Annotated in this window: 14 protein-coding genes, 1 tRNA gene, 2 pseudogenes and 1 riboswitch; of the genes and pseudogenes, 12 read left to right on the top strand and 5 right to left on the bottom strand. The window is 60.0% G+C overall.

What is annotated here, in order from left to right; genetic code table 11:
* Positions 1-87 precede the first annotated feature (87 nt).
* Positions 88-288: riboswitch (cobalamin riboswitch) on the bottom strand.
* A gap of 314 nt (positions 289-602) precedes the next feature.
* The 3 genes from JOE39_RS09235 to JOE39_RS09225 are packed head-to-tail and all read left to right on the top strand — an operon-like array spanning position 603 to position 2862.
* Positions 603-1298 (top strand): histidine phosphatase family protein, encoded by a 696-nt coding sequence (locus tag JOE39_RS09235; protein WP_032662321.1) that lies wholly within the window; start codon positions 603-605, stop codon positions 1296-1298.
* Positions 1265-2167, top strand: a complete 903-nt coding sequence (locus JOE39_RS09230; protein ID WP_044313403.1) for a phosphatase PAP2 family protein — start codon at positions 1265-1267, stop codon at positions 2165-2167. Before JOE39_RS09235 ends, JOE39_RS09230 begins: the two co-directional genes overlap by 34 nt.
* Before the next feature lie 20 nt (positions 2168-2187).
* Entirely contained in the window at positions 2188-2862 is a 675-nt protein-coding gene (locus JOE39_RS09225; RefSeq protein ID WP_003315442.1) for a response regulator transcription factor, read from the top strand.
* Between the two features lie 7 nt (positions 2863-2869).
* On the opposite strand, the pseudogene JOE39_RS09220 reads toward JOE39_RS09225, so the two are convergent.
* Positions 2870-3100: pseudogene (locus JOE39_RS09220) on the bottom strand (helix-turn-helix domain-containing protein); the annotation flags it as partial.
* A gap of 52 nt (positions 3101-3152) precedes the next feature.
* Positions 3153-4067: a GGDEF domain-containing protein gene (locus JOE39_RS09215; RefSeq protein WP_024661816.1), complete on the bottom strand. Its 915-nt coding sequence runs from the start codon at positions 4065-4067 to the stop codon at positions 3153-3155.
* 301 nt (positions 4068-4368) lie between these two features.
* Here JOE39_RS09215 and JOE39_RS09210 point away from each other — a divergent pair.
* Positions 4369-4479 (top strand): annotated as a pseudogene (locus JOE39_RS09210) (energy transducer TonB); the annotation flags it as partial.
* 131 nt (positions 4480-4610) lie between these two features.
* Positions 4611-4686, top strand: a tRNA-Asn gene (locus JOE39_RS09205).
* A 372-nt stretch (positions 4687-5058) separates the two neighbouring features.
* On the opposite strand, the gene mapR is transcribed toward JOE39_RS09205, so the two are convergent.
* The gene (mapR, locus tag JOE39_RS09200; protein ID WP_096113657.1) at positions 5059-6468 is read right to left on the bottom strand and encodes a GntR family transcriptional regulator MpaR; all 1410 of its coding nucleotides are present in this window, start codon (positions 6466-6468) and stop codon (positions 5059-5061) included.
* A 427-nt stretch (positions 6469-6895) separates the two neighbouring features.
* On the opposite strand from mapR, the gene JOE39_RS09195 reads away from it, so the two are divergent.
* Positions 6896-8383, top strand: a complete 1488-nt coding sequence (locus JOE39_RS09195) for a SulP family inorganic anion transporter (RefSeq protein WP_096113656.1) — start codon at positions 6896-6898, stop codon at positions 8381-8383.
* Between the two features lie 23 nt (positions 8384-8406).
* On the opposite strand, the gene JOE39_RS09190 is transcribed toward JOE39_RS09195, so the two are convergent.
* On the bottom strand, positions 8407-9582 hold the full coding sequence (locus JOE39_RS09190) for an ATP-binding protein (protein ID WP_096113655.1): 1176 nt from the start codon (positions 9580-9582) through the stop codon (positions 8407-8409).
* Positions 9583-9587: 5 nt separating this feature from the next.
* Positions 9588-10277 (bottom strand): response regulator, encoded by a 690-nt coding sequence (locus tag JOE39_RS09185; protein ID WP_003411441.1) that lies wholly within the window; start codon positions 10275-10277, stop codon positions 9588-9590.
* A 98-nt stretch (positions 10278-10375) separates the two neighbouring features.
* Between JOE39_RS09185 and JOE39_RS09180 the strand changes: the two genes are divergently transcribed.
* The 6 genes from JOE39_RS09180 (at position 10376) to JOE39_RS09155 (ending at position 20554) form a co-directional block, all read left to right on the top strand.
* Complete coding sequence (locus JOE39_RS09180) at positions 10376-11848, top strand: efflux transporter outer membrane subunit (protein ID WP_096113654.1); 1473 nt, start codon at positions 10376-10378, stop codon at positions 11846-11848.
* A gap of 19 nt (positions 11849-11867) precedes the next feature.
* The gene (locus JOE39_RS09175) at positions 11868-12716 is read left to right on the top strand and encodes a MipA/OmpV family protein (protein ID WP_074908344.1); all 849 of its coding nucleotides are present in this window, start codon (positions 11868-11870) and stop codon (positions 12714-12716) included.
* A 16-nt stretch (positions 12717-12732) separates the two neighbouring features.
* A complete protein-coding gene (locus JOE39_RS09170) occupies positions 12733-13866 on the top strand; it encodes an efflux RND transporter periplasmic adaptor subunit (protein ID WP_057445679.1) in 1134 nt (377 codons plus the stop codon).
* Positions 13863-16916 (top strand): efflux RND transporter permease subunit, encoded by a 3054-nt coding sequence (locus tag JOE39_RS09165; protein ID WP_210077445.1) that lies wholly within the window; start codon positions 13863-13865, stop codon positions 16914-16916. The genes JOE39_RS09170 and JOE39_RS09165 overlap by 4 nt, the downstream gene beginning before the upstream one ends.
* A gap of 73 nt (positions 16917-16989) precedes the next feature.
* Positions 16990-18231 (top strand): M20/M25/M40 family metallo-hydrolase, encoded by a 1242-nt coding sequence (locus tag JOE39_RS09160; RefSeq protein ID WP_210077446.1) that lies wholly within the window; start codon positions 16990-16992, stop codon positions 18229-18231.
* A 613-nt stretch (positions 18232-18844) separates the two neighbouring features.
* A complete protein-coding gene (locus JOE39_RS09155; protein ID WP_003396514.1) occupies positions 18845-20554 on the top strand; it encodes a ShlB/FhaC/HecB family hemolysin secretion/activation protein in 1710 nt (569 codons plus the stop codon).
* The last annotated feature ends 35 nt before the right edge of the window (positions 20555-20589 follow it).

Genomic DNA, 20589 nt, shown 5'->3' with positions numbered 1-20589 from the left:
CATCAGGAAACACATCCCCGGAAGATAACCGGGCACGGCAGGAAACGCCGACGCGTGCGGATGTCCTTCCCGGACACCCCGCCGGTTAGTTGGTTGAATCGGGTCGGCAGGTCTCCTGACTGACACGTCATCGCCAGGCTCCGGCCTTCCCGGATCACGATCCAGTGGCAGTCATGGAGCAGGCTCGGTGCCTACAGTTGCGGGGGCAGTTTCGTTTTTCGCCTGGTGGAAAAAGGCGCGCGAATTCCCTGTTAGTTCCTCTCGGAAACCGACGCGCGGCATGGTAAACGATAAGCGTTTTAGTGGCTAATCCTTTGCAGCGCCGCTGCAGCAGACGGTCGGCCAGTTAAAAATCGTCCTGATGAGCACGGAACTTTCGGCAAAAACGCTTAAATTATCTTCATGTTCATGCCTGTAAAACCGCAAACCCCCATTCCAGAGCGCTCGCGTGAAAAACATGGCGCTGGGCCACAACACGTTTTTCACATCTTCTTCACTGCATCGGGACGATGCTGAACCTATCTTGCCTGCATGGGAGCGGCGAAGACCTCGGGCACTCCCTGGGTCAACGCCACACATAGGTTCATGGCAGGAGTGGTCCCTTGACCAACACGATAATCAACAAGAATGTACTTCCCCGTTCGGGCATCAGTCAGCGCTACAAATTGCATCGGCACATCGTATCGATGTCAGTTACCGTCGTGCTGATGGCTATCTGTGCGTGGTTCTACTCGTCGTTCTCCGGTGTGCATGTAGTGGACCTGGGAGTCGGTAGAAACCTGAGCGTTTCCGGCCTTCGCGAGCACTGGCGACAAGGCAATGTGGTGGTGATGATTCGCCATGCCGAACGCTGTGACCGCTCGAGCAACCCGTGCATGGGCGACGCCGACGGCATTACCTCCAACGGCCGCGATACCGCGCTGGCGGTGGGTGCCGGGTTGCAGAAGATGGGCATGGACCACGCGCGCATGATCGCCAGCCCCAAAACCCGCACGCAACAGACTGCGCAACTGCTGGCAGGACACGCGGTGGTCGCTGAGGACTGGATCAACGACTGTGACAGCGGCTTCATGAAGGCTGTGCAGGCCCACAAGGTCAGCGGCGAGAACATGGTACTGGTCACTCACAGTGGCTGCATCGACCAGTTCGAACGCAAGGCCGGCGTACCTGGCGGCGAGCGCTCCAGTGAGTACACCCAGGCGTTTTTCGTACAAGTAGACGGCAGCCACCCACCAAAAATTCTCGGCTCCCTGAATGCCGGGCAATGGGCAAACCTCAACAGCGAGCAATTCAATTGACGACATCTTCCAGCGCCAGGCTGCGGTTTTACGGCATAAACCTGGGTTTACCGGTGTTTTTCGCTCTACTGGTCTTCGTTACTTTCGACCTGACCACGATCGACCGGCAACTGACTGACCTGTTTTTTGATTCGACGGCCGGAGTGTTCCCCATCGGCCAGAGCCATCTGTTCGAGAACATCACGCACAGATGGGCGAGGATCCTTCCGAACTGGACCGGGGAACTGGCGATCATCGGTGCGATGCTGTCCTTCGTTTGGCCGTTGCTGGAAAAATATGATGATTCGCGCCTCGCGAGGCGGCTGACGGGCTCTCGGTTGGGCACCTTTCTGCGTTTTGCGCGCAGGCACCGGCTGGACTTCTTTTTCGTCATCGTCGCCTTTGCGCTGAGCACCGGCATGATCCATTACCTGAAAAGCCATACCAGCGTTTACTGCCCCGTCGAGACCACCTTGTACGGTGGCAGCCAGGCGCACATCGAGTGGTTCAGGAACTTCAACCTGCTCCACGAGGCTGGCGCCGGGCGATGCTGGCCGGGCGGTCATGCGTCAAGCGCGTTCAGTCTGCTGGCCCTGTACTTCGTGGCTCGTCGCTATTGCTGGCGGCACTCGAAAGTCTTGCTGGCGGGCATTCTCCTGCTCGGGATGATTTACGGCACCACGCGGGTACTGCAAGGCTGGCACTTCATGTCGCACACCTTCTGGGCGGGTATCGTGGTGTGGCTGAGCACGCTGCTGGTTGCCTTGTGCTTCTATGGCCGATCGAGGTTGCAACAGCCGATTAGCCAGGCAGTGGCCGTCAACAAACCTGATGCATTCGGCACTCGGCCTGCAGACGCATTGGCAGCAGATGCCCGGTCGGCCGGGTAGAAAAATAACAAGGCACGGCAATGAACATTCTGGTTATTGAAGACCATCGTGATATCCACGACAACCTGCTGGAGTTCTTCGAGCTCAGGGGGCATGCGGTAGAAGGGGCGCTGGACGGCCTGAGCGGGTTGCATCTGGCCGCCTCGAAACGCTTCGATGCGATCATCCTCGACATCATGCTGCCCGGCATCGACGGCAATCAGATCTGCCACAGCCTGCGCCAGTACTCTAAGTCGGAAGTCGCGATTGTGATGCTCAGCGCGCGCGATGAACTGGATGATCGGCTCACCGGTTTCAAGGTGGGCGCCGACGACTACATCACCAAGCCGTTTGCAATGTCCGAGGTGCTCGCCAGGGTCGAAGCGATTGTCAGCCGACGGCAGCGCCAGGACAACCGGATGATGGTGGTTGCCGACCTGCAGTTCGATCTGGACACCCTGGAGGTCACCCGCAAAGGCGTGCCTTTGAAGCTCAACCCGACCAACATGAAACTGCTGGAACTGTTGATGCGCAAAAGCCCGCACATAGTCAAGCGATCCGAACTGGAGGAGGCGCTTTGGGGCCGTGATGCCCCGAACAGCAGCAGCTTGCGCAGCAACATCCATGTGCTCAGGCGGGTACTGGATGGCGGCCACGACACGCCGTTGCTGCACACCGCCCATGGCCTGGGCTACAAGCTGTGCGTGCAGCGCTGAGGCGCGCTCACTCTAAGTTGAACAGGCGCTGTATCAGGGGCGGCGTGCTGCCTGTCCAGCGTTTGAATGAACGGCGGAAATTGGCCGGGTCGTTGAAGTTCAAATAGTCCGCCACGGCTTCATTGCTCATCCCCTTGATCTGATACAGGTACAACGCGACGTGTTTGCGCGCCAGATCGTGCTGCGCCTGAAAGTGCGTGCAGTGCTTGTGCAGCTTGCGCTTCAGCTTGGCTGGGGATGAAGCGGCTGTCGACTTCGTACCAGTCACTTTTAAGCGTCATGTCAGGCGCTCAGGCAGTGCGGGTCAGAGGGTGTCGGGCGCGGGCCATCGACAGATTGAGGCGGCGTAGCAGGTTGTCCGGCGTTTCATTGAGTGCCATGACGACCGCCACGCTGGCCGAAAGATGAATGCGCTCGCCCTGTTGCCGGGTCTTGTGCGCCAGGCTGGCGACCGCCTGCTGCAACTCCAGCGCCAGCAGTTTTGCCTGGCTTTCTGCGGTGTTGGGTAGCAACACCACGAAGCGGTCGCCGGCCAGGCGGCAGAGCAGGTCCTGGCGGCGCAGATTGAGTACCAGCAAGTGGTTGAGCGCTGAGAGCACCTCGTCGCCTTCGGCATGCCCGAAGGCATTGTTGATCGCGCTGAAACCATCCAGGTCCAGCGCCAGCAGCGACAGCGGCTGCTGTTGGCAGACACTCTGTTCCAGGCTGATCACCAGTTGGCGCTTCAGATAGTCGGCGCTGCCCAGCGGGGTGAGCTTGTCGTAAAGCCGGTGCTCCCGGAAGCCGCCCTCACGCTTTTCCATTTGCGCACTGATTGCCAGTTGTTCGCGATGCCAGTGGTAGATGCCCAAAGTCAGCAGGATCAGGCCGACCGGCATCGGGCCGGATTCCAGCCAGTGATCCCATTCGATTTCGGTGGGCAGGCGGATAAATTCGTCGAGCGCGTCGATCCACCACGAGAAGAACACGCAGCTCAGGCCGATCGACAGGTAATTGGTCACACGGCCGGCCGGTCTGCTCTTGAACACCAGAAACAGCCAGACCAGCGACAGCAGGGCAGAGCCACCTTCACCGACGATGTCCAGCCACTGCCATTCGCTGACAGGTTTGACGGTGCCGAATGCCAGAAACGCCAGCAGGCCGAGATTGGAGGCGACCATCAGCACGGCGAGTTTCCAGCGATGAGGTTGGATAATCCTGAACATGAACAGACGGCTCCTGAGGTGCTGATTATCGGCCAGCAGAACAGATGCACATGACACTTCGGTGACGGGTCACGCGGACCGTGAAAGGTCGAATCAGCTCTCGTGTGTTGCAGGTTTTTGCTTCGCATCTGACGTGTACGCCACCCCGGATCAGCACCATGACTCAGCCGTCACTTACGTCGCACTCTGCGTCGTCAGTACCATCGCGGTTGAACAGCACTGCATTGGCGGTCGCTGCGGGCAACGCGTGACGCTCTGTCGCATCAGAGTCACATATATGTCGGCGTTTGATTCTGGCCAGCGCCCGTCAATGACCGCAGCGCAGACCTTTCGTTATCAGCCAAGGACCGTCGAGGGCAGGGCGGTGACAGTGTCCGGGGTGAAGAATACCTTTCACTACCGGATCAAGTAGGACTACCGTGTACTGCAGGCAGTCCTCTGACCTGTGCCCCTGTCTGGCCGGAAATGGCATCCGGATGAACGAGCAGGATTTTTTTCTGCTCTGCTTGACTTCCTTTTCCGAATCAGTAACATAGCGCTCATTCCGCGATAGCTCAGTTGGTAGAGCAAGTGACTGTTAATCACTGGGTCCCTGGTTCGAGTCCAGGTCGTGGAGCCAGAATATATTTCAAAGGCGATGTGTAGGCCTTTGAACAAGAAAAAACCCGCCTAATGGCGGGTTTTTTCGTTTTGGCGCTAATGCGACGCGGCTTCAGCATTCCTGGCTCGCGGCGCCTCAATACGGCGAAATAGTCCCCAACAAACCTACCGCGATTGCCAACAATAAAAAACCTATCAAAGAAAGTCCGAGCTTGCCCATGAGCGTCTCCTGCTGATCGATCTGTCTGTAACGAGCCGCAGGTATCGCTTCTGGCGGTTGGCCTGCGCGTTTGAAAGCGCTGCCATTATCGTGCTCATACAGATTCTGGTACAGATTCAGAAACGGCTTAAAAATACGGATCAGTTGCCTTTATGCAAGGCATGAAAACGCTCAGAACGACGCGATGATACGTCCCAGCATCGCCATGGCCTGCTCGCTGCGTTCGTCCCAGGGCGTGCCGTAGTTGAGGCGCGCGCAATTCTTGAAGCGCCGTGACGCGGAAAAGATCGGGCCGGGTGCGAGGCTGATGCCTTGCGCTAGCGCGAGTTGAAAGAGCTGCAGCGAATCAACCTGCCCGGGGAATTCGAACCACAGAAAGTAGCCGCCGACGGGGCGGGTGACGCGTGTCGCCGCCGGGAAATAGCGGGCGGCAGCGGCGAGCATCGCGCCTTGTTGCAGTTCGAGAGTGTCACGCAGTTTACGCAGATGGCGGTCATAGCCGCCATGCTTGAGGTAGTCGGCGAGCGCGGCCTGGGCGGGGACCGAAGGGGAGAGGGTGGTCATGAGCTTGAGGCGGTCAATCTGCTCGGTGTAACGCCCGCCTGCCACCCAGCCGACCCGATAGCCGGGTGCGAGGGTTTTGGAAAACGAGCTGCAGTGCATCACCAGTCCGCTGCGGTCCAGGCTTTTCACCGGGTGAGGCGCCTTGGCGCCGTAATACAGTTCGGCGTACACATCGTCCTCGATCAACGGGATTTGATGCTGTTCCAGCAGGTCGTAGAGCCTGATCCTGTTTTCCTGAGTCATGCTCGCGCCCAATGGGTTCTGAAAGCTGCTCATGAACCAGCAAGCCTTGATCGGCAGGCGTGTCAGGCTGTCCTGCAGCGAGTCGAGGTCCACGCCGTCACGCGGATGCACGGGAATTTCGACGGCTTTCAGCTTCAGGCGCTCCAGCACTTGAAGGCAGGCATAGAACGCCGGGGCTTCGATGGCGACCAGGTCGCCGGGCTCGGTGACGCACTGCAGGCACAGGTTCAGGGCTTCCATCGCGCCATTGGTGATGACCAGTTCGTCAGCCGGCAAGCGCACGCCACTGATCATGTAGCGCAGGGCGATCTGTCGGCGCAGTTCGGGATTCCCGGTGGTCATGTCGCTGACGATGCCCGCAGGCGTCAGCGCACGCACAGCTGACGCCATCGACTTTGCCAGGCTCGCCAGCGGATACAGGTGCGGGCTGGGAAACGCCGAGCCGAACGGCACGGTGTCCGGGTCCTTGAGCGAGCCGAGCACTGAAAAGATCAGGTCGCTGACGCCCAGTTCGGTGCCTTCGCTGGTGTGTCTGATCAGTTCAGGCTCGGTCAGTGCATTGGCGGCATGCTCGCGCACGTAATACCCGGAGCGTGCGCGGGCCTGAATCAGTCCCTTGTCTTCCAGCAGGTAATAGGCCTTGAAGACCGTCGCGGGGCTGACGGACCAGGTGCGACTCGCGACGCGTACGGACGGGACTTTTTCCCCGGCGGGCAGGACGCCGCTGCGAATCATTTCCGAGATGTCGGCGGCAAATTTTTCGTAGCGTTTCATAAGCGGCTTCGAATGAGCAAGGCTGCATCATGAGCGAAACCGGTCATAACGAACAGAGACAAAAGGGCTGTAAAAAACAGGATCAGATGGCTTTTGCAGGTGTTGCAGAGTGTTACGCCACCCGTCACTCAGGTCGTTCGGGGAGATGGCTTGCGCTTGAACCCCTCAAACGGATAGGTCTATGATGCCAGCGCCTTACGACCCATCGAAGGAAATAGACGTGTCCCGTTCCAACTGGCTGCCTACGCCGCCTTAGCGCTACGCCCCCCTCGCAACACCTGACTGCCTTCTTGCTGCAGTCGCCCGTTGCTGCGCCCGTTTTTTGGTCGCCGCCACTCCCACTCTGATTACTTAATCGAAAACCGATGCTCCTGCTCGTCCGGCAATCGCTGCCGTGCGTCTTGCTGCGTCTGCCACAGGTATTCCCATGTTAGAAAAAATCAAAGCTGCGTGGTTTTCCAACGTTCGTGCCGATGTATTGGCCGGGCTGGTTGTTGCATTGGCCCTGATTCCAGAGGCCATCGCGTTCTCCATCATTACCGGGGTAGACCCGAAAGTCGGGCTTTACGCGTCGTTCTGTATCTGCGTGGTCATCGCTTTCGTGGGCGGGCGCCCGGCGATGATTTCTGCGGCCACCGGTGCGATGGCCTTGCTGATGGTGAATCTGGTCAAAGAGCACGGGCTTCAGTATTTGCTGGCCGCCACCTTGCTCTGCGGCGTACTGCAGATCATCGCCGGCTATCTGCGCCTGGGTGAGTTGATGCGCTTCGTTTCACGCTCGGTGGTTACCGGGTTCGTGAATGCACTGGCGATTCTGATCTTCATGGCCCAGTTGCCGGAATTGACCCATGTGACCTGGCCGGTTTATGCGATGACCGCAGCGGGCCTGGCAATCATCTACCTGTTCCCGCGTGTGCCGGTGCTGGGCAAGCTGCTGCCTTCGCCGCTGGTGTGCATTCTGCTGCTCACCGCAATGTCCATTTACATGGGGCTCGATGTACGAACCGTGGGTGACATGGGCGCAATGCCCGACAGCCTGCCGACTTTCATGTGGCCGGATGTCGCGCTCAATCTCGACACCCTGCTGATCATTCTGCCGTATTCCGCCGCGCTGGCTGTGGTGGGCCTGCTGGAGTCGATGATGACCGCGACCATCGTCGATGACCTGACCGATACCACCAGTGACCGAAACCGTGAGTGCAAAGGGCAGGGCATTGCCAATATCGCCACGGGTCTGATCGGGGGCATGGCCGGCTGCGCCATGATCGGCCAGTCGATGATCAACGTGAAGTCTGGCGGCAGAACACGTCTTTCAACCCTCAGCGCAGGTTTACTGCTGTTGATCATGATGCTGTTTCTGGGCGAATGGCTGGCGCGTATCCCAATGGCGGCGCTGGTGGCGGTGATGATCATGGTGTCGATCAGCACCTTCAGTTGGGGATCGATCCGCAACCTCAAGGAATACCCGCTCTCGACCAACATCGTGATGGTGGTCACCGTGGTGGTGGTCGTGGCGACCCACAACCTTGCCTACGGTGTGCTGGTCGGTTCTCTGCTTGCCTCGATGTTCTTTGCCAGCAAGATCGCTCACTTCCTTGACGTCACGTCGCACCGTGATCCCTTCCACAGCCATCGCACCTACTACGTGACAGGCCAGGTATTCTTCGCCTCCGCTGACCGTTTCATGGCCTCATTCGACCTGCGCGAAAGCCTCGAGACACTGGTCATCGATCTGCGCGAGGCGCATTTCTGGGACATCACCGCTGTGGCCGCACTGGACAAGGTGGTTTTGAAACTGAGAAAGGCAGGCATCAGCGTCGACGTTATCGGCATGAACCGGGCCACCGCCACGCTGGTGGACCGGTTTGGTGTGCACGACAAGCCGGACGGCATCGACTCGTTGATGGGGCACTGATCTGCGGGGCCGGGCAGGCAGGCTCAGCCCGGAATCTCCAGGCGGATGACGGATCCTCCGCCTGGCCTGTTGCGGACCTCGATAGTGCCGTCATGCTCGAGGCAAATGGCTCTGGCGATCGACAGGCCAAGGCCGCTGCCTCCCGAATAACGCGCCCGTGAACGTTCGGCACGCCAGAAGCGGTCGAATACCTGTTCGAGGTTCTCCGAGTCAAAGCCGGGGCCGCGGTCCGAGACGGTCAGTTCCATGCGCCCTGCGCTGGCTTTGCCGACAATCAGCAGCTCGCCGCCCATCGCCGAATAGCGCAGCGCGTTATCGACGAGAATATTCACCACCTGGCCGATTCGGTCACGGTCGGCGTTGACGGTCAATTTCCGCGGGATATCGATCGTCACGACGACACCTGCCTCATCGAGCGGCGTGGCAAACCAGCTCAGACGTTCGACCACCAGTTTCTCAAGGGAAAACTCCGTCTTGTCCAGGGTCAGCTGACCCGCGCTGGCGAGCGAGAGCAGGTGCAGATCACTCACCAGTTTGTTCAACTGGCCGAGCTGGCGATGGACCATTTCCAGTTGTGCCAGGTCACGCGGGAACACTTCGTCGATCATGCCTTGTATGCGTCCCATGGCGGCATTCAGTGGCGTGCGCAACTCATGGGCAATCATGGCGCTGGATTCGCTGACTTCCAGTTCGTAACGGCCGAGCTGGGTGGTCATGGTATTGAAGTCGCTGACCAGCGCCTGCAATTCGTCCGGGCCGTTGGTGCTCATCGGCAGGCGTGTCTTGAAGTCGCCCTGGGCGACTTGACGTGCGCCTCTGGCAATCGAAGAGAACTGGCTGGAAAGCGGGCGGGAAAACAGAAAGCCGAAGAATAGGATGATCGGGATCGCCACCAATACCAGTGCTGCCAGCACCCACCATTCCTTGTTGGCAATGCCCGGCAGCAGGTTTTCGATCGGGTAATACTCGAAGAACAGTTCGCGTAGCTTGACCATGTCCAGGGTGGGCTCGGCCTGCAGCCGCAGGAACTCCATGCGCACGTCGGCCGGCATGGCCTGCAGAGTGAGCCAGTCAGAGACCGTGACGTGCAGCCACATGCAAAACGCGATGACGATGACCGCACCGACGGCGAGCATGCTCATGCGCATGCCGACCCAGTGCCACAACGGTTTTTGTCTGTGCCTGAAAAAATGTCGCATGAGGATCACCTGAACCGATAGCCAACCGAACGGACGGTGACCAGCACGTTGTCCACGCCATGGATCTCCAGTTTGCGCCGCAGGTTATGCACATGCGCATCGACAACCCTGGCCAGCGCCTCGCTGTCGGGAAGGCAGATTTCCAGCAGCTCTTCGCGAGTGAAAGCCTTGGACGGCGTTTTCAGCAGCGTTGAGAGGATCTTGAACTCGGTAGGTGTCAGGTCGAGCACGGTCTCTGCGCCATCCTGACCTTCAATGATCGCGGTGACGGCGTCCAGCTCCACCAGCAGGTTCTGGTAGCGCAAATGACGCTCGTTGTTGCCGTTCTGCTGGGAGCGCCGCAGAACCGCATGCACGCGGGCCACCACTTCCCGCGGGTTGTAGGGCTTGACCACGTAATCGTCGGCCCCATAGCGCAAGGCACCGAGTTTTTCCGGTTCGTCGCCCATGGCGGTGACCATGATCACCGGCGTGTCGCTGCAGCGCCGGACGGCCGACAGCACGTCCGTGCCACTGACAAGCGGCAGCATGACGTCCAGCAGAATCAGGTCGGGTTTCCACTGACGGTGCATATCGATACCGCGCTGACCGTTTTCGGCCAGCCCGACGTTGAAACCGTCACGACGCAGGTAAGCCTCGAGAATGCTGGCACTGTCGGCATCGTCTTCAACGATAAGAATGCGTTTTCCTGACACGAGAGCGCCTCTTGATCAAATCTTGATAATTCACGAACGGTTTGTTGAAAGTCGACGTTCAGGATGCTGCCCAGAGCCCACTGTCGCGGACAGATCCTATGCCGATGAGTACACCGCTGTCCAAGCGTATCCGCAACCGCCGACGGTATTGCCTTGCCATGCTGGCGAGCCTGGTTCTTTCGGGCTGCTCGTTGATACCGGCCTATCAGCGTCCAGCGTTGCCGGTCCCTGTCGATCAGGTGCCTGCTGTGGTCGCGGCTGCGAATACCTCCACAGTCGTCGTGCTCAGTGCCGACGAAGAAGCGCTGGCTGGCGAGTTATCGCCGAAGGGCGAGCTGCGCGGTCTGCTGCAATCGGCGCTGGCGTTCAATCGCGATTTGCGTGTGGCTGTGCTGCGTGTGGAGGAGGCCAGAGCAATGCGCGGCATTACCCGTGCCGATCGCTTTCCGACCCTTGCCGCAGGTGTCGAGCGCGATCGTCAGCACTTCGATAATGCGGCCGCCGACGAGCGTTATGGTCAGGACATTTCCATAGCGTCGGTGGGCGTCTCTGACTTCGAACTGGATTTCTTCGGGCGCGTGCGCAGCCTGTCAGAAGCGGCGCGGCACGATTATCTGGCCAGCACCTACGGCCAGCAGGCGGCACGCAGTGCGCTGATCGCGGAAGTCGCCCGCGCCTGGCTGGCCGAGCGTCTGACGGCTGCCGTGCAGCAGGATGCGCAGGCGGTTCACGAGGCCCGGCTGATGCTGGTCAAGGCGGCCGAAGAGCAGCAGCGTCAAGGCGCGCTTTCGCTGGACGATCTGATGGCACAGCGCCTAGACACCCTGACTGCGCAACAGCAGGTACAGGATGCGGCAAGCGATCACGCCAACGCGTCGCAGGCCTTGTTGTTGCTCACCGGCTATTCGACAGCGTTGCCCGCGACCAAGCCAGATACCCCTGCGCTGACCGCCGCGCTGGTCGAGACGCCGGCCTGGCTGTCGAATCTGCCGTCTCAGCGTCTGCTGGAGCGTTTCGACATCCATCAGCGCGAAGAAGCCCTCAAGGCCAGCAATGCCAACATCGGTGCTGCCCGTGCGGCGTTCTTTCCGTCGATAAAACTCAGTACCGGCGTGGGCTTGCAGAGCGACAGCCTGCGCACCTTGTTCAGCAACGGCAGCGGTGCCTGGCTGTTCACCCCGCAATTGAATCTGCCGCTGTTCGACGGCGGGCGTAATCAGGCCAACCTGGATCTTGCCAAGGTGCGTCAGCAGATCGCAGTGGCCGAGTATGAAAAGGCCGTGCAGAACGCCTTCCATGAAATGTCCGCTGTGCTGACCCGCCGTCAGCAGGCCCTGAACCATGTCCGCAACGAGGTCGAGCGGGTTGCGCTGGTCCAGGAAAAAGTGCGGCGCCTGTCCTTTGAGCTTAATGCGGGCGCGGTCGAGCGTACTGCATTGCTGGTTTCCACTCTCCGTATTGCCGAAGCCGACGCAGCCGCTCGCAAGTCTCTCGACGCGCTGCAGCAAAACCGTATCGATCTGTTTCGAGTACTGCGGGGAGCAGAACCGATAACCCCACCCCAATCCTGAATGAAACCGGAGTATCCCCATGAGTCCTGCAATCTCTCGTACTCACCTGCGGTCTGCGCTGCTTAAACCTGTGCTGACCGTGTTGATCACCTCTGCGGCCATGAGCCTGGCCGGTCAGGCCTGTGCCCAGGACAGCACTGCTGAAAGCCAGTCGATGCTGGGTGACCGGTTCAACGTCAATTTCGGGCTCGGCATGGCCGTGCTGCCGCGCTACATGGGTGCCGATGAATACCGCAGTCAGGTGGTGCCCATGCTGACGGTCCAGCGCGGCATCTTCTTCGCCGACACCACGCGCGGTCTGGGGCTGCAATGGCAGTCGGATTCCGGGTTCGGTGCCAGCGCTGCACTCAATTACGATTTCGGTCGGACCGAGAAAAACAGCACGAATCGGCCTGGTTCCAACGAACTGAGAGGGATGGGCACCGTCAAGGGCGCGACCGTGGGCGACTTCATGGTTTCTCAGCAACTCATGCCGTGGCTGTCCGTCAGTGCCGAGGCCGAACTGCGGGTGGCTGGCGAACAACGTGGCAATCGTTACCGTTTGGGTTTCGAGGGCATTGCCTACCACAGCCAGACCGATACAGTGACCCTCGACATCGATGCGCACGCCGGGGACGGCCGTTACAACCAGACCTATTTCGGCGTGAGCCCGATCCAGAGTCAGCGCAACGGCTTCTCCCGTTTCAACGCAGACAGCGGCATTTACGCGTACTCGGCGGCGCTCGCCTGGCAGCATACCTTCGACGCCCACTGGTCAACCGTCGCCAGCGTCGGGGTGACGCACTACACCGATCAGACCCGTGGCAGCCCACTGGTCGAGACCGATGCCGAAGGCAGTGGCCTGATTGCCTTGAATTACGCTTTCTGAAGGGTTGAAGCCTGCCATGCGATTGAATCCTGATGCGTTTCTGGCTCTACGGAGGCGTGTGTCACGCGCTTGCGGCGTCGTGCTGATCACCCTGATGATCGGTGGCTGCGGTGATAAACAGACGGCCAGTGCTCCGCCTGTCCGGGCAGTCAAGGTTGAGACGGTGCGGGCGGGAGAGGGCGCTGCGCTGCGCTTCATCGGCACCGTTCGACAGCAGGAGCGCGCCAGTCTGGCGTTTGAATCGGCAGGCACCCTGACAGAGCTGCGGGTCGACATTGGCGATAGCGTCAAGCCGGGCCAGGTGCTCGCCCGCCTTGATCCGCAGCCTGCGCAATTGCGTCTGCAGGAGGCGCAGGCCGCTTTGCGGCTGGCTCGGGCTCAGGCGCTGGAGCGCCAGCGTAACTACCAGCGTCAGCAAAACCTGCTCGCAGCGGGCAGTGTCGCCCAGAGCGTGGTCGAGTCGGCCCAGTCGTCCAGTGAACAAGCCAGCGCCGAGTTGATCCGCACGCAAGCCGAGCTGGACCTGGCCCGTCGCGAACTGGATCGCACCCGCTTGATCGCACCCTTTGCCGGGCGCGTGGTGGCCCGTCATGCACAACCGCAGAGCTTGTTGCCCGCCGGGCAGGTGCTGCTGGATATCGAGTCCGCCGCAGAGCAACAAGTGGTGGCGGCTGTTCCGTTGGCACTTGCCGATTCGCTTGAGCCGGGCGACCTCGCCAGCGCCTCCAGCAGCGCAGACGGTACGGTAGGGTTTGATCTCGCCCTGGAAGGCATTTCGCCCCGAGCCGATGACGGGCTGGTCAGAACGGCCGTGTTCCGAGTGCTGCGGCCTGCCGGCAGGCTGCCCAGTGGCGTCACGCTGCTTGTGCAAATGCATCCCGCTGCCGACGCACAGTCGCTGTCAGTTCCGGTGCAAGCATTATGGATGGGGACCAGCAGCCACGTTGCCGAAGTCTTCGTCCACCAGCCGGGAGGAACAGTCGCCGTCCGCTCCGTCACGCTGGGTACAGTCAGAGAGGGCCGGGCAGTGGTGGTCAGCGGGCTGGTCGCAGGTGAACAGGTGGTCACTGCCGGCGCTGCTTTTCTGCAGGACGGTCAGCCCGTCACGCTGTTTCATTCAGACACTCGCCTGACCGGTGATGCGCAATGAATCTTACCTCCCGCGCCATGGGCGCAAGCCGCCTGACCCTGTTTGCTGCCTTGCTGATTTTGCTGGCCGGTGTCGCGACTTTTTTGAGCTTTCCTTCTCAGGAAGAGCCGTCGGTGACTGTTCGCGACGCACTGGTCAGCGTGTCTCTGGACGGGCTGTCCGCAGAGCGCAGCGAGGAATTGCTCGCCAGGCCGCTCGAAGAGCGTATCCGTGAACTGGCCGAGATCAAGAACGTGCTCACCACGGTCCAGCCTGGCCGAGTGATCGTGCAGGTCACGGCGTATGACAACGTCAAGGATCTCGGGCTGCTGTGGCAACGGCTCCGGGCGAAGGTGAGCGAAACGAGCGGTGGTTTTCCGCCTGGCACCCAAGGGCCGTTTGTCGATGATGATTTCGGTCGCGTGGCCGTGGCTTCGGTCGCGCTGACCGCACCGGGTTTCACCATGAGCGAGATGCGCGGCCCGATCAAACGCTTGCGCAATCAGCTTTATGCGCTCAAGGGTGTCGATCAAGTGCAGTTATATGGCCTGCAGGATGAGCGCATCTACCTCGATGTCGAGCACCAGACGCTGGCCGCCGCCGGACTTTCCCCCCAACAGCTGCTTCAGCAACTGCAAGCCCGCAACCTGATAGCGACAGGAGGCAACCCGGTCATTGGCCAGCAGAGCACCACGCTTTCGATCAGTGGCGAGGTGCTTTCGCTGGAGCAGCTTCGGCAGTTCCCGGTGCAGTTGCCCAATGGTCAGAAGGTCGCGTTGCAGAACCTGAGTCGGGTATCGGTGAGCCCTGTCGACCCGCCGGAAACCGAAGCGATCTACCAGGGACAGGATGCTGTGGTACTGGCGGTTTCGATGCAGCCAGGCCTCAATGTGCAGACGTTCGGTGATGCCTTGCGCAAGCGACTCGGTGAGTTGGAGCAGCAACTTCCGACGGGCTTTACCTTGCACGTGGTGACCTTCCAGTCCAGCGTGGTCGAGCACGAGATGAGCAAGATGTATCACGTCATGGCCGAGACGGTGGTGATCGTGATGTGCGTGGTCATGCTGTTTCTGGGCTGGCGCACCGGCCTGGTGGTCGGGGTGATTGTGCCCTTGACCATCCTCAGTACGCTGCTGGTCATGCGCGCACTGGGGATCGAACTGCAGACGGTGTCGATTGCCGCGATCATCCTGGCGCTGGGCTTGCTGGTGGACAACGGCATTGTCATCGCCGAAGACATCGAGCGACGCCTGCATGCGGGCGAGGATCGACGAAGTGCCTGTGAGGAGGCAGGGCGCACCTTGATGATCCCTCTGCTGACCTCTTCACTGGTCATCGTGCTGGCGTTTTCGCCCTTCTTTCTGGGGCAGACCAGCACCAACGAATACCTGCGTTCGCTGGCGGTTGTGCTCGCCACGACGCTGATCAGCTCGTGGTTGCTCAGCGTCACGGTGACGCCCCTGTTGTGCTTTTACTTCGCCAGGATGCCGGCCGTCAAAGCGTCGGCGGACGAGGCCGATGAGTATGCCTCGGTGTTCTACCGTGGCTATCGCAAGGTCATCGAGGGCTTGCTGAATCACTCGCTGATCTTCATTGCCTGCATGATGGGGTTGCTGGCGTTGGCGGTCGTGGTGCTGACCCGGGTGCCGTACGATTTTCTGCCGAAGTCGGACCGCATGCAGTTCCAGATTCCGCTGGTGCTGGAGCCCGGCAGCAGCTCGCGAGACACGTCGCGAGCGGTGCGTGATATCAGCCAGTGGCTGAGCAGCGATCAGGATGTGGAACACAGTATTGGTTATGTCGCCAGTGGCGGGCCGCGGATCGTGCTTGGCCTCAATCCCCCGTTGCCGGCGCCGAATATCGCGTACTTCACTGTCAGCGTGCGCGAGGGTGCCGACCTTGATGCGGTGATCGAGCGCGCACGGCAATTTGTCCTCACGCATCACCCTGAAATCGAAGCGCAGCCCAAACGATTCTCGATGGGCACCACCGAGGCGGGGATTGCGGTCTACCGGGTCATCGGTCCTGATGAGGAAGTGTTGCGCGGTATTGCCCGACAGATCGAGCAGGCGTTGTCGGCGTTGCCTGGAACCCTGGACGTGCACGATGACTGGCGGACCCGATTGCTGCGTTACGACGTTGTCGTCGACCCGTACAAGGCCCTGCAGGCCGGTGTCGCCACTCAGGACATCGCCCAGGCCCTGCAACTGAGAAACAGCGGGCTGTCCGTGTCGTCGCTGCAGGATGGCGATATTGCTGTCGCGATTGTGGCGCGCGAGCAGAGCACGCTGAGCAAACCGGGCAATGATCTGGACAGCACATTGATTTACCCGGCTTCCGGGGGTGCGCCGTTGATGTTGTCGGCCATTGCCACTGTCGAGCCCAGGGCGGAGGCATCGACCCTCCAGCGGCGTAATCTGCAACGCGCGATCACGGTGGTCGGACACAATCCGTCAATGACAGCGACCTCGATCGTCGAGCAGTTGGCACCGCAGATAGCTGCAATCAGCCTGCCGGCGGGTTACCACATCGAACCGGGTGGCGAAATAGAAGACTCGGCCGAGGCCAATCAGGCGCTGCTGCAGTACATGCCACACGCACTGGTTGCGATGCTGTTGTTGTTCGTCTGGCAGTTCAATTCGTTTCGCAAGCTGCTGATCGTCATCTCCAGCGTGCCCTTCGTGCTGATCGGCGTGGCGTTGGCATTGGTGCTCACCGGCTATCCGTTCGGCTTCATGGCCACCTTCGGGCTGCTGTCGCTGGCCGGCATCATCGTCAACAACGCCGTGCTGCTGCTCGAACGTATCGAGGTTGAACGCGAGCAGGGCCTGGCGGTGCATGACGCCGTGGTCAATGCAGCGATCAAGCGCTTGCGGCCGATCGTGATGACCAAACTGACCTGCATCATCGGGCTGGTGCCGCTGATGCTGTTTGCCGGCCCGCTCTGGGAGGGCATGGCGATCACCATCATGGGTGGCCTGGCGTTGGGTACGCTGGTGACACTGGGCCTGATTCCGATCCTCTACGCGTTGCTGTTCGACCGCTTCGAGCGCTGGCGCAAGGCGAGCTGAACCATGACGGCCGGTACGTGTGTAGGGTATGGTCCTGAAAAAACCTCGATGATCGAACACAAGGATGAAACACATGCGCTCATTTACCCGCTCGCCACTGGCTGCTCATCTCGCCCTGGCGCTTGCGCTGACAGCCCTGGCACCGGCGGCCATGGCCGAACCGCACAAGGCCATCCAGGCCGATGCCGAGCAATACAAGGACGAAGCCTTGAAGCTGCTGGAGCGTCTGGTGAACATCGACTCGGGTTCCGGGTATGTCCCGGGCCTGACCAAGGTCAGCGACATCGCGATCGAAGAACTGAAAAAGCTTGGAGCCACCATCGAGCTCGTTCCAAATACGCCAGAGGCCAGTAACCACGTCATCGCCACCCTGAAAGGCACCGGCAAGGCGAAGATTCTACTGATGGCGCACATGAACACCGTGTTCAAGGAAGGTTCTGCGGCCGAGCGACCGTTTCATATCAAGGACGGGCGTGCCTATGGCCCAGGGGTGATGGATGACAAGGGCGGTATCGTTGCCGCTATCTATGCGCTGAAGGTGCTGCACAACCTGAAGTTCACCGACTACGCGCAGATCACGGTATTGCTCGACGCCAGCGAGGAGACCGGCTCAGGCGTCGGTACCGAGCTGATCAAGAAAACCGCGAAGGAGCATGACGTCACCCTCAACCTCGAGCCGGGGCGTCCGGCCGACGGTCTGGTGGTGTGGCGCAAAGGCTCGGCAACCGCGCTGGTCGAAGTCAAAGGCAAGGCCTCGCATGCAGGCGTTGCGCCTGAGCTGGGACGTAACGCCGCGACCGAAGTTGCCCATCAGATCCTGCAACTCGGCAAGCTGGGTGACGAGGAGAAGAAAACCACCATCAACTTCACCGTGCTCAAGGCGGGGGATCGCACCAACGTGATTCCCGATCAGGCCAGCGCCAAGGCCGACGTGCGTGCTGCCGTACCGGAGGAGTTCGACCGCGTCGAGCAGGATCTGGCCAAGGTGTCGGCCAACAAGCTGGTGCCTGATACCGAGGTCAAGACCAGCCTGGTCCGTGGCCTGCCACCGATGCCACAAACCGCGCAGTCCGATGCATTGGTCGCGATGGCACAAGGCATCTACGGTGAACTGGGTCGCACCCTGACCATCGAGGGCAGCGGAGGGGCGGCGGATTCAAGCCTGTCTGCCAGCGTGGGTACACCGACGCTGGACGGTTTCGGGATTGTCGGCGGCAATATTCATACACCCGAAGAGTATGCCGAAGTGGGCAGCGTGGCGCCGCGGATCTATTTGCTGTCGCGAATGATCATGAAGTTGTCCGGACAACAGTGATTCGACAAGCCTCCCGTGCGTGGCGCGGGAGGCTGTAGAGTCGATGACTCGCTTTTAAATAGATACAGGCTGCAGAGACCCGATACTGCATTCAACGGCAGGCGGCGCTGATTCTGGCATAGCGGTTCATTGTCGAGTGGTGTCCGACAACTAGCTGTTATTACTCATCCCGTTTTGCTCATGCGCCACACCACAGGGTTTGATCGAAACCTGCTGCCTCTGTCTTACACCCTGGCCATGCAAAAAATACCGCCGTCGCGGCTCCAGGGCCCTGGAAGGTCAGCATGCTTGCGCCTGTTTCCTTAGACCATAGTCATTTTATTAGTGTGTCTGCGGCCTTGAGCCCAGCCGGTTTTCGCGTAATAGCCGATTAGCATTTCTGCATATATTTAATTATGACCTTAATACTATGTCGAAAAGATACGCTATCCCCTATCAATATTAAGCACATGACCCTTGAGCGCTGGCTAAAGGTCAGAGTTGTAAAAAATCAGCTTCAAAAAAAAGTTCAACAAATCGGATACAAGGTCGATACAAATATTTGACGCCGCTATGATGGCGTTCTAGTATTACCCACCTTTTTGATATCAATATGCTACCGCAAGGACGCGCCGTGTATCCTCATGCCCTAAAACTGGCTTTGCTGCTACTGCTCGCCATCGCGCCAGCTACCTCGCTTGCAGCCACTGCTCCCGCCAGTTTGCCAGGTGACCAGGATCTTATTCGTGACCGTCAGGATCGCCTGCTCGAAGAGCAGCGCCGCCGCCTTGAAGAACTCAAGGACCTGCCGGGCAAACAAACCGCACCCGCTGCCCCGAGTTCTCCGGCCGATACACGTTGTTTCACCATCAATCGTATTGAGCTCAAGGGCGCCGACTCGCTATCGGCCGCCGAGCGCGATGCGTTGACCAAGCCCTATATTGGCAAGTGCCTTGGTGTCGCGCAGCTCAATGAGCTGCTTAAAGTCATCACCGATCACTACCTCGAAAAAGGCCTGGTGACCACTCGCGCCTATCTGCCGCAACAGGACCTGTCGACAGGCGACCTGCAAGTGCTGGTCATCGAAGGCAAGCTTGAGCATCTGCGTGGCGATCCTGCCAGCGGCCTGTCGGCGAGTGAGCTGGCCATGACGTTTCCCGGCAGGGAAGGCCAGATGGTCAACCTGCGCGAAATCGAGCAGATGGTCGATCAGCTCAATCGCCTGCCGTCCAATCAGGCGCAGATGGAGCTGACCCCCGGTAAGGCCGTCGGTGGCAGTGACGTAGTGGTCAAGAACACTCCGCAAAAACCATGGCGGGCCAACCTGTCGCGTACCAACGAAGGTCAGCGCAGCACCGGCGAGCAGCAATGGAACGCTGGCCTTGAGTGGGATAATCCGTCGGGGCTGGCCGACCAGTTCAGCCTGCGCGGCGGCCACGACGCGATCAGCGATCGGCAGAAAGCCTCCCGCAACGCCTCGCTTGCCTACAGCCTGCCGTGGGGCTGGTGGACGTTCAGCTACCTGTACAACACCAGTGAATATCGTTCGGTGGCGCAGGCCTCGAACGTCAACTTCAAGCAGGACGGCGATAGCCAGAACCACCAGTTCAAGGCCGAGCGGGTCGTGTATCGCGACGCGCTGAGCAAGACCTCGCTCAACGCCGGTCTGTCCTACCTGCGCACCAACAATTATGTCGAAGGCAGCAAGCTGGCAGTCAGCAGCAATCGCATCACCGAGGCGCAGTTCGGCATCAACCACGGTCGGCGGGTCGGCTCGGCGTTCGTCAACATCGATCTGGGCATGCAGCAAGGCATCGGTGCACTGGACGCGCAGGGCAACCACGATCCTCGCCCGGGTGAGGCCGATGCGCGGTATCGCAAATACACCGGCACCCTCAGCTATCTGCACCCCTTTCAACTGTGGGGCGAAAACCTCAGCTTCACCAGCCTGGCCACCGGGCAGCGCAGTGAGGATGTGCTGTTCAGTTCGCAACGCACCAGCTTGGGCGGATCGGCATCGGTTCGCGGTTACAAGGATGAGTTTCTGTCTGGCGACAGCGGTGGTTACTGGCGTAACGAGTTGCGCCTGACTCGCCCGGTCACCCTGGACTGGCTGCGCCCGGTGTTCGCCGAGTATGGCGCGGCTGCCGGTTACGACCAGGGTGTTATCCGCAACGATCGTTACAACGGCAATCAGCATGGGCGCTTGTCCAGTAACTCGTTCGAGCTGTTTACGCGTGGCCAGCACGTTGCTGCCTCAGTGACGTTCGCTCATTCCCTGGAACGTCCCGATGTGATCGAGCGCGAAGCGCCGATCTATTTCCGTATGGACTTCTTTCTTTAATAGCGCCGTTTTCAACCTACCTGTTTCGAGGTCAT

It is taken from the genome of Pseudomonas sp. PvP100, from assembly GCF_017833055.1.
Classification (GTDB): domain Bacteria; phylum Pseudomonadota; class Gammaproteobacteria; order Pseudomonadales; family Pseudomonadaceae; genus Aquipseudomonas; species Aquipseudomonas syringae.
This window is presented reverse-complemented; position numbering and strand designations above follow the sequence as displayed.

What these genes read in the sequence shown, in the direction of transcription:
- JOE39_RS09160 (WP_210077446.1), top strand. Translation starts at nt 16,990, where the DNA reads ATGCGCTCATTTACCCGCTCGCCACTGGCTGCTCATCTCGCCCTGGCG.
- JOE39_RS09195 (WP_096113656.1), top strand. Translation starts at nt 6,896, where the DNA reads ATGTTAGAAAAAATCAAAGCTGCGTGGTTTTCCAACGTTCGTGCCGAT.
- JOE39_RS09175 (WP_074908344.1), top strand. Translation starts at nt 11,868, where the DNA reads ATGAGTCCTGCAATCTCTCGTACTCACCTGCGGTCTGCGCTGCTTAAA.
- mapR (WP_096113657.1), bottom strand. Translation starts at nt 6,468, where the DNA reads ATGAAACGCTACGAAAAATTTGCCGCCGACATCTCGGAAATGATTCGC.
- JOE39_RS09170 (WP_057445679.1), top strand. Translation starts at nt 12,733, where the DNA reads ATGCGATTGAATCCTGATGCGTTTCTGGCTCTACGGAGGCGTGTGTCA.
- JOE39_RS09180 (WP_096113654.1), top strand. Translation starts at nt 10,376, where the DNA reads ATGCCGATGAGTACACCGCTGTCCAAGCGTATCCGCAACCGCCGACGG.
- JOE39_RS09225 (WP_003315442.1), top strand. Translation starts at nt 2,188, where the DNA reads ATGAACATTCTGGTTATTGAAGACCATCGTGATATCCACGACAACCTG.
- JOE39_RS09230 (WP_044313403.1), top strand. Translation starts at nt 1,265, where the DNA reads ATGGGCAAACCTCAACAGCGAGCAATTCAATTGACGACATCTTCCAGC.
- JOE39_RS09190 (WP_096113655.1), bottom strand. Translation starts at nt 9,582, where the DNA reads ATGCGACATTTTTTCAGGCACAGACAAAAACCGTTGTGGCACTGGGTC.
- JOE39_RS09165 (WP_210077445.1), top strand. Translation starts at nt 13,863, where the DNA reads ATGAATCTTACCTCCCGCGCCATGGGCGCAAGCCGCCTGACCCTGTTT.
- JOE39_RS09215 (WP_024661816.1), bottom strand. Translation starts at nt 4,067, where the DNA reads ATGTTCAGGATTATCCAACCTCATCGCTGGAAACTCGCCGTGCTGATG.